This is a genomic window from Sphingobium fuliginis, from assembly GCF_004152845.1.
In the GTDB taxonomy this organism is placed as follows: Bacteria; Pseudomonadota; Alphaproteobacteria; order Sphingomonadales; family Sphingomonadaceae; genus Sphingobium; species Sphingobium fuliginis.
Genome location: NZ_SEON01000010.1, coordinates 101,850 through 108,966 on the forward strand (window position 1 = coordinate 101,850; position 7,117 = coordinate 108,966).

Consider the following 7,117-nt stretch of genomic DNA (forward strand, 5'->3'; position numbering starts at 1 on the left):
CGTCCAGCTTAGTCCTCGTCCTGCCATCTGCGCAGATCCGTCTGGTCATGATACGCCATGCGGTCCGGCGTGGTGATGAATTCCATTGTCGTGCCCCACGGCATGCGGCAGTAGCAGACCTTGTTTCCAGGACCCTTCTCGGTCGCATAGGGAATAGCGCGCGGCGCGGTTAGGGGTATGCCTCCCGCCTTTTCGAAGCGCTTGACCGATGCGTCGATATCATCGGTATAGAGCGCGAAGTGCGTGATGCCGAAGTCGCTCGCACGGATCGGCTGGGCCTGTTCGGGGCCGTGCATTTCGAAGAGCTCGATATCGGGCCCGGTGCCGATCTTGACCATTGCCTGCGCGCGCACGACTGTGCCGGGGAAAGCACCGACGGCGCGCTCGAACTCCGGCCCCTGCCGCGGCGGGTCCTGCGGGCCGAAGGACTGGTAGATCAGCTGGCCGCCGAACGCTTCTACCAGGAACGATTTTGCGGCTTCGATGTCGGGTACCGTGATGCCGATGTGATTGACACCGCGAATGACGGGTACGGTCATGACAGTTCCTTTGCTGTTTGCGATCTGCCCGGCTCACAGGGGGACGGACAGCGGGTTTCAATTTGGGTTGAGGAACGCGATCAGGGCGGCTGCGACTTCATCCGGCCGCTCGTCCGCGACATAGTGGCTGCACCTCGCGATCGAACCGCCCGTCACATGGGTGGCGAACTCCTCGAGCATGGGCACCATCTGCGGACCGAAGCGCTGGTCCCCGCCTAGGCCGAACACCGGTATCCCGAGCGGTTGCTTCTTGTACTCGAGCGCTGCCGCATGATCGGCCTTGAGGGTGCGATACCATTCCATGCCGCCACGCAAGCGGCCGGGCAGTGCCATCGCCCTGGCGTAGATCTCGACATCGGCCGGATCGAAGCGGCTATGATCGTAGAACCGCTCCGCCATGAAGGCCGAGATATAGTCAGATTCGCGGCCATGGATGAGGCGCTCAGGCAGGTCCCGGTTCATATGGAAGCCGAAGTGCCAGAGCCTCGCGGTCGTCGCTTCCCATCCGGTCCAGCCAGGAAGCGGAACGTCGAGGACGGCGAGGTGGGTGACAGCCTCCCGATAGAGAGCAGCCTGCGGCAAGGCGACCATTCCGCCGATGTCATGTCCGCACACGGCGTAGCGCTCGTGGCCGAGGGCGATCATGACCTCATGCGCGTCACGCGCCATGTTCGCTTTGTCATAGCCGCCCTGCGGACAGTCGGAGAAACCGGCGCCGCGCAGGTCGATGGCCACCACGCTGAAATGCTCGGCCAGCAGCGGCATCACATGGTGCCATTCCCACCATGTTTCCGGCCAACCGTGCAGCAGAAGGATCGGCGGGCCCGAGCCCCCTGTGACTGCGTTGATCTTGATGCCGTTCACCGGCACCAGCTGCTGGGTAAAGCCTTGCAAGGCTGCGATCATGATCGCCCTCCAGTCAGATGTTGATGTTCAAACAGGGTCGAAGTCGGTGGCGATCGTGACAGCGCGCCAGGCGTCGATATCGCTGCGGAAGGCCGCCAGCTTTCGCTCGGCGATAGCGTGCGCGGCCGGGCCGAGCGGCAGGTGAAGCGGCGCATCATCGGCATCGACCGCCTGGAGGATCACCGCGATTGCCTTGTCGGGATCGCCCGCCTGATTGCCGTCGTTCGTCTCGCGATAGGGCTTGCGTGAGGTTGCGGCATATTCCGGCATCTCGTTGGCGGCCATGGCGATCGACCGGCCAAGGAAGTCGGTACGAAACGGCCCGGGCTCGACGATCAGCACACGGATGCCGAACGGCTTCAGCTCCCCGGCGAGCGCTTCGGAAATGCCTTCCACCGCAAACTTGGCGGCGTGGTAATAACCACCGCCGCCGCGGCCCTCGATACCCGCGCCGGACGACATGTTGACGATCGTTCCGCCCGAGCGCCGCAGCACAGGCAGGGCTGCTTTGGTAGTCTCGATCAGGCCGAAGACGTTCACCTCGAACATCGGCCGATATTCCTCGGGCATGCCTTCCTCGATCGCGCCGAACAGGGCGTAGCCGGCATTGTTCACGAGCACGTCAAACCCGCCGAACGTCTCGACCGCCTTGGCGACCGCCCCTTTGGCCGCGGCCGGATTGGTTACGTCGAGTGGCAAGGTGATCATGCGACCGCCGAACGGTGCGGCCATTTCCTCAATCGCCTTCACATTGCGGGCGGTCGCGATCACCCGATCGCCGCGCTCTGCTGCGGCGAGCGCGAGCCGCCGACCGAAGCCGCTCGAACAGCCGGTGATGAACCAGGTCTTCATGATTGTGCACCTCCAGACGATAGAGGCGATGTAGGTGTTTAGATTTGTTCTTTAACTGACAGAAATGTATTCCCGTCGTTCATTTTTGTGCAGGTGGTCCATGGAATGGAGTGATGTGAGGATTTTCCTGGCGATTGCGCGATCCGGCTCGCTCGGCGGCGCTGCGCGGTCGCTTCAGACAAGCCATCCGACCGTGGGCAGACGCCTTCGCGCCCTTGAACAGGCGGTCGGTCATACCCTGTTCCAGCGCACGGCAGACGGTCTTGTTCTGACCGAGGAAGGCCACGGGATCATCGCGCTGGCCGAGCAAATGGAAGAAGGCGCGCTGGCCATGGAGCGCCGGCTCGCAGGGCAGGAGCAGAACCTCAAAGGCAGTCTGCGCATCTCGTCAGCCGATTGGTTCGGCGCCTATGTCCTTCCTCCCATCCTGGCAGATTTCTCGAAAGCCTACCCCAATGTCGACGTGGAGATCCAGACTGGGACGCGCCTCTTCAACCTTGCCCAGCGCGAGGCCGACGTCGCTTTTCGGATCGTCCCGTTCAACTCGGCCGATGTCGTTCAGCGGCGGCTCTTCAGGCTCGATTACGATGTCTACATCGCCGAGGAAGCGGCCGATCCCGAATATGGCGATGGGACCGGATTCCGGCTGATCACCCATGACACATCCACGGGCCATTTCCCGGACATCGAATGGCTGATCGAGAGTTTCCCCAATGCGAGACCAATTCTGCGATCGAACAATCGCAACGTTCAGGGACGCATGTGTCGGGAAGATGTCGGCATCGCCGTCCTGCCTCGCGTGGTCGGCAGTCAGATCCCGGGCATCCGCAGACTGGAGCTACCGAAGCCTCCGCCGACGCGAGACATCTGGGTGGGATACCACCGAGACCTACGGCGTCTCGTGCGTCTTCGCGCGTTCATCTCTACGGTATCGAACCATCTCGTAAACGCGGCCGCGTGATGCACGGCCCGCGTTCGGACGTGTGTCAAGCGGCGACGGCCCTGGAGCGTCGGCGCACGGCGCTGATGGTCAGTGAGACCGCCGAGATGAGGAAATAAAATGCGCCGAAGGCGGCGTAGGGTGCGATGTCGGCGATGCTGACCGGTGCCGCGCCAGCGGCCTTGCTGAGCATATGCGCCCCGGCGAGCCCCGACTGAGCGCCGCTCAGGATCATCGCCCACTGCGCGCCATAGGACTTCCAGCGCCGTACCCCGGTCAGGAGCTGGAACAGGCCTGAGAGCACCGCCCACACGCCGAAGATCTGAAGAACCGCATGCATCCCGTGCGGCAGGGTCGCGGCGACGGTGACAGCAGTCACGATGCTGACGACGAAATTTAGCATCTGGCTCTTGTTTCTCGCCAAGCCGCCGCTCCGGCTGGCGTCGAGATAGTTCGCCAGCGCGTCCCAAGCGGGATAGGCGACAAGCATCACCGCAGCCAGCGGCGGCATGGCCTTCGCCACCGTGAAGGCGAGTGCGACCCAGATCGCGGAGACGGCGAAGCGCAGATAATAATAGGTCTTGAGCCAGTCCCGGTCCGGGGACTTCGTGTCGGTGACGGTCTTCATGGCATGGTTCCTTTTTGTGATGCAGGCGCACGTCTCCCGTCCCGAAATCCGGGTGGATCGGTGATGGTCGGTTCAGGCGGTGCGCGGCTCGCGATTTGCCGCGTCGGTTTTGGCTAGAGGCGGAAGCGTCGCGGTAGGCGCCATCGTGCGACGGCCGTCACGGCGGCGCACCCGATGCTATACCAGACCACCACGTAAAGAGGGTCGTTGAAAGGGCAGCAGAAGGCGAAGACGAAAGCCCCGCAGGCGCCGGCGGCGATGCCGGAGGCAAGCCCGCTCAGCCGTGGCTGGGTCGGCGCGGCTTTCCGCATCAGAGCGCCAAGCAGCGCCACGATCGGTACCGAGAGCACGAAGATCGAGGTGGCGCACACGATTCCGCTGGCCGGATTGATGCGATCGAGCAGCGCTCGCTCGCTCGCGCCATCGGGGGTGACGAACACGCCCCCGACGATGGCCGCGACCGTGAGGGCGCAGGCGAGCATCAGCCCCCGGCGCGGCTGCGCCGTTGGTGAGAAGGACCGGATCGCCAGCACGCAGGCGATCGCCGCCAGCAGGCCGAGACTTCCCACCCGCCACATCAAAAACGGCGAGCCGGCCATGTGACTCATGTCCGGCCGCATCGCGCCCAGGCCCAGGAAGAGCATGAGCTCCGCGGCACCCAGCGCGAGGACAAGTCCGCCCTCGCGCAGCATGCTGCGGCGCTGAACGGGCGTTAGGTCCGAGGACAGGTCGGCGATCAGGGATTCATTCGACATCGTGGGTCTTCTCAATGATGGCCGACAGGCGCGCGAGCCCGCGGTGGATGTTCATCTTCACGGCCGAGGGGGAGAGGCCAGTCTGGCCGGATGCGTCCTCGATGCTGTAGCCCTGCACCTTGACCAGCAGGATCGCCTGGGCCTGCGCGGGGCGGAGTTCGTCAAGCAGGCTGGCCAGAACCGAACTGCTGACCACCGAAGCCTCATGGTCGCCCACGGCCATGTCGTCGGGCAGCTCGTCCACGGGTCGGCGCGCCAGGCTGCGCAGCTGGTCAACCCATTTGTTCTTGGCAATCGCCGCCAGCCAGGGTCCCAGCGGATATTGGGGATCATATGTGTGGCGCCGCCGATGGACGGCAAGCAGCGTCTCCTGGATGGCGTCATCCACATTGCCCGGCGGCAGCCGCCGCTGGAAGTAGCGCGTAAGCCACTCGGACATCTCGCCGAGCAGCCGACGATAGGCGCCACCGTGGCCGTTTTGTGCCGCAACCATCAGGCTGCTCCAGTCGTCCGGCGCAGTTCGGGACGGACGCTCACGGCTGGCCGGCGCCTTGTCCGACGCAGGCTTTGAGATCAATCTCGCGAGGAAGTCCGAGCGCATGATCTCTTATTCGACCGCCACGCCGCCCCGGTCACCTCTCTTTGCAATTATTTCAGATTGCGTGTGGGTCGGCGGTAACCTTTTGCGGGGCAAGCCGTCGATGGTCGCAGCAGAGTGGCGCCACCAATGCCTTGATCGTCGATTTGCCGCCTCATGTAATTATGCGGCAATAGCCCTGCCTCGTGCCGACCTGACGTCTCTAACCGGCGGCCGACCGAACATCCGGCTATATTCGCGGTTGAACTGGGATACGCTTTCGTACCCCACGTCGAAGGCGGCGTTGCTGGCATTGCGCCCTTCCGACAGCATCAGTCGGCGCGCTTCAAGCAGCCGCAGGTGCTTTCTGGAACTGCAGCGGCGAGAGCGACGTCACAGCGTGAAAATGTTGGTGGAAGGCGGACTGACTCATCCCCGCCGCCGCTGCCAGCCGATCGACCGGCAGAGGCCTCGCATATTCGGAGCGCAGGATCGCCACGGTTTGCCGATCACCAGGTCGGCGCTCTCAAACGGTGCGGATGGTCCCGCCGTCGATGACGAACTCAGTGCCATGGATCGCGGCGGCGCGGTTCGAGGCGAGGTATGCGATGAGGTCCGCCACCTCCTCAGGCTCGGCTCCACGCCCGATCGAGATACCGCCAAGGGCATCGAGCACGGACTGGCGTGCATCCTCAACCGTGCCGCCATTGGCGGCTCGAAGCATTTCGAGAAAGTCGCCGGTCGCCTCGGTCATGATCCAGCCGGGTGAAACGGCGTTGACCCGCACACCCTTTGGACCGAGTTCCTTCGAAATCGACTTGCTGTAGGTCCTGAGCGCCGCCTTAGCGGCGGCGTAGGCAGTCGTGGATTCGGGAAGCGGCAGGACGGACTGGATCGAAGTGACGTGCACTACGGTGCCTGCGCCGCGCTCGATCATCTGTGGGATCAGCAGGCGATCAAGGCGGACGGTCGCCAGGAGGTTGAGGTTCAGCTCGGCAAGCCAGTGCTCGTCGGTCAGCGCAACGAAGCCACCGGCCGGCGACGCCGATCCACCGACGACGTGCGCGAGGATGTCGATGCTGCCAAGCCGGTCGAGCGCCGCCTTGGCGAACGCTTCGCCGCCCTCGCGCGTGGTCAGATCAGCCTGAACATATTCGACGCCCTCGATGGTATCCTTGATTGCCCGGGCGGCTGTGATGACACACGCTCCGCCGGCTAGGAAGCGCTCGACCGTGGCGCGGCCGAGGCCCTTGGTGCCGCCGCTGACCAGCACGCGCTTGCCGGCGAACTCGCCGGGATCTGCCTTGATGCTCATACCGTGGTCTCCAGCGTCCTGATGGCGCCGTGCACCAGCGTGAAACGATAGGTGAAACGCAGCGGACTGCCCGGGAAGTCGCCATGAGCGGGACCTTCGACGATGACATCGCCGCCTTCTTCCCGAACGGTGTCGGGCTCGAAGATCGCTTTCACCGGGATAACTTCTTCCTCGAACAGCTGGCGGATTGCCGCCTGTCCCTCGAAGCGCTTGCCATTGTCGATGAAGACAGCGTCGCGCAGAAATGGCTTCATCAGGCCGTCGAGATCGAGACGCGCATTTGCCTCGACAAAGGCGGCGATCGGCGTGGGTAGATCAATTGTCATGGTCATCTCCTCAATGGTGATGACGATGATTTAGCGATGGACTTTTCGCCTGATAATCGAGACAAATCGCCATAGCGTGTCACGAAAAACAGGATAATGAGTCGTCATTCATTGATCGAGCTAGGCAGTAGTGACATTTTAGGGATTCACGGCGGTTTGGATTTGTGATTCAAGGCTGGCTTTTGGAGGCTGGCGTGGAAGGCGAAGTGCTGCGGGATGATCAGTGGGAGCGGCTGCGGGAGTTCGTTCCGGGCGGGCGCAAGGGCAAGCGCGGTCCTC

At 63.5% G+C, this 7,117-nt stretch carries 11 protein-coding genes and 1 pseudogene; 2 read left to right on the forward strand and 10 right to left on the reverse strand.

Annotated features, from left to right (window positions below; all coding sequences use genetic code 11):
• Window positions 1-8: 8 nt before the first annotated feature.
• Genes EWH10_RS19940 through EWH10_RS19950 form a run of 3 tightly spaced genes read right to left on the reverse strand, consistent with a single transcriptional unit; the run spans window position 9 to window position 2,297 of the window.
• Window positions 9-539 carry a VOC family protein gene (locus EWH10_RS19940; RefSeq protein WP_044660497.1) on the reverse strand — a complete coding sequence of 177 codons (531 nt, stop codon included), beginning with the start codon at window positions 537-539 and terminating at the stop codon, window positions 9-11.
• A 57-nt stretch (window positions 540-596) separates the two neighbouring features.
• Window positions 597-1,445 carry an alpha/beta fold hydrolase gene (locus EWH10_RS19945; protein WP_044660498.1) on the reverse strand — a complete coding sequence of 283 codons (849 nt, stop codon included), beginning with the start codon at window positions 1,443-1,445 and terminating at the stop codon, window positions 597-599.
• A 27-nt stretch (window positions 1,446-1,472) separates the two neighbouring features.
• A complete protein-coding gene (locus tag EWH10_RS19950) occupies window positions 1,473-2,297 on the reverse strand; it encodes an oxidoreductase (protein WP_044660499.1) in 825 nt (274 codons plus the stop codon).
• Window positions 2,298-2,397: 100 nt separating this feature from the next.
• Here EWH10_RS19950 and EWH10_RS19955 point away from each other — a divergent pair, with 100 nt between their 5' ends.
• Window positions 2,398-3,258, forward strand: a complete 861-nt coding sequence (locus EWH10_RS19955) for a LysR family transcriptional regulator (protein ID WP_044660500.1) — start codon at window positions 2,398-2,400, stop codon at window positions 3,256-3,258.
• A gap of 25 nt (window positions 3,259-3,283) precedes the next feature.
• On the opposite strand, the gene EWH10_RS19960 is transcribed toward EWH10_RS19955, so the two are convergent.
• The 7 genes from EWH10_RS19960 to EWH10_RS19985 all read right to left on the reverse strand — a co-directional run bounded on the left by EWH10_RS19960 (window position 3,284) and on the right by EWH10_RS19985 (window position 6,838).
• A complete protein-coding gene (locus EWH10_RS19960; RefSeq protein ID WP_044660501.1) occupies window positions 3,284-3,865 on the reverse strand; it encodes a DUF308 domain-containing protein in 582 nt (193 codons plus the stop codon).
• A gap of 113 nt (window positions 3,866-3,978) precedes the next feature.
• Window positions 3,979-4,620, reverse strand: a complete 642-nt coding sequence (locus EWH10_RS19965; protein ID WP_044660502.1) for an NrsF family protein — start codon at window positions 4,618-4,620, stop codon at window positions 3,979-3,981.
• Window positions 4,610-5,113 (reverse strand): sigma-70 family RNA polymerase sigma factor, encoded by a 504-nt coding sequence (locus EWH10_RS19970; RefSeq protein ID WP_044660503.1) that lies wholly within the window; start codon window positions 5,111-5,113, stop codon window positions 4,610-4,612. Before EWH10_RS19970 ends, EWH10_RS19965 begins: the two co-directional genes overlap by 11 nt.
• A gap of 267 nt (window positions 5,114-5,380) precedes the next feature.
• Window positions 5,381-5,530, reverse strand: a complete 150-nt coding sequence (locus tag EWH10_RS22065; protein WP_229742755.1) for a hypothetical protein — start codon at window positions 5,528-5,530, stop codon at window positions 5,381-5,383.
• A 13-nt stretch (window positions 5,531-5,543) separates the two neighbouring features.
• Window positions 5,544-5,630 carry a hypothetical protein gene (locus EWH10_RS22275; RefSeq protein ID WP_249902384.1) on the reverse strand — a complete coding sequence of 29 codons (87 nt, stop codon included), beginning with the start codon at window positions 5,628-5,630 and terminating at the stop codon, window positions 5,544-5,546.
• Window positions 5,631-5,723: 93 nt separating this feature from the next.
• Window positions 5,724-6,512: an SDR family oxidoreductase gene (locus EWH10_RS19980; RefSeq protein WP_065846192.1), complete on the reverse strand. Its 789-nt coding sequence runs from the start codon at window positions 6,510-6,512 to the stop codon at window positions 5,724-5,726.
• Window positions 6,509-6,838 carry a YybH family protein gene (locus EWH10_RS19985; protein WP_065846202.1) on the reverse strand — a complete coding sequence of 110 codons (330 nt, stop codon included), beginning with the start codon at window positions 6,836-6,838 and terminating at the stop codon, window positions 6,509-6,511. Before EWH10_RS19985 ends, EWH10_RS19980 begins: the two co-directional genes overlap by 4 nt.
• A gap of 194 nt (window positions 6,839-7,032) precedes the next feature.
• Between EWH10_RS19985 and EWH10_RS19990 the strand changes: the two are divergent.
• Window positions 7,033-7,117: pseudogene (locus EWH10_RS19990) on the forward strand (IS5/IS1182 family transposase); the annotation flags it as partial.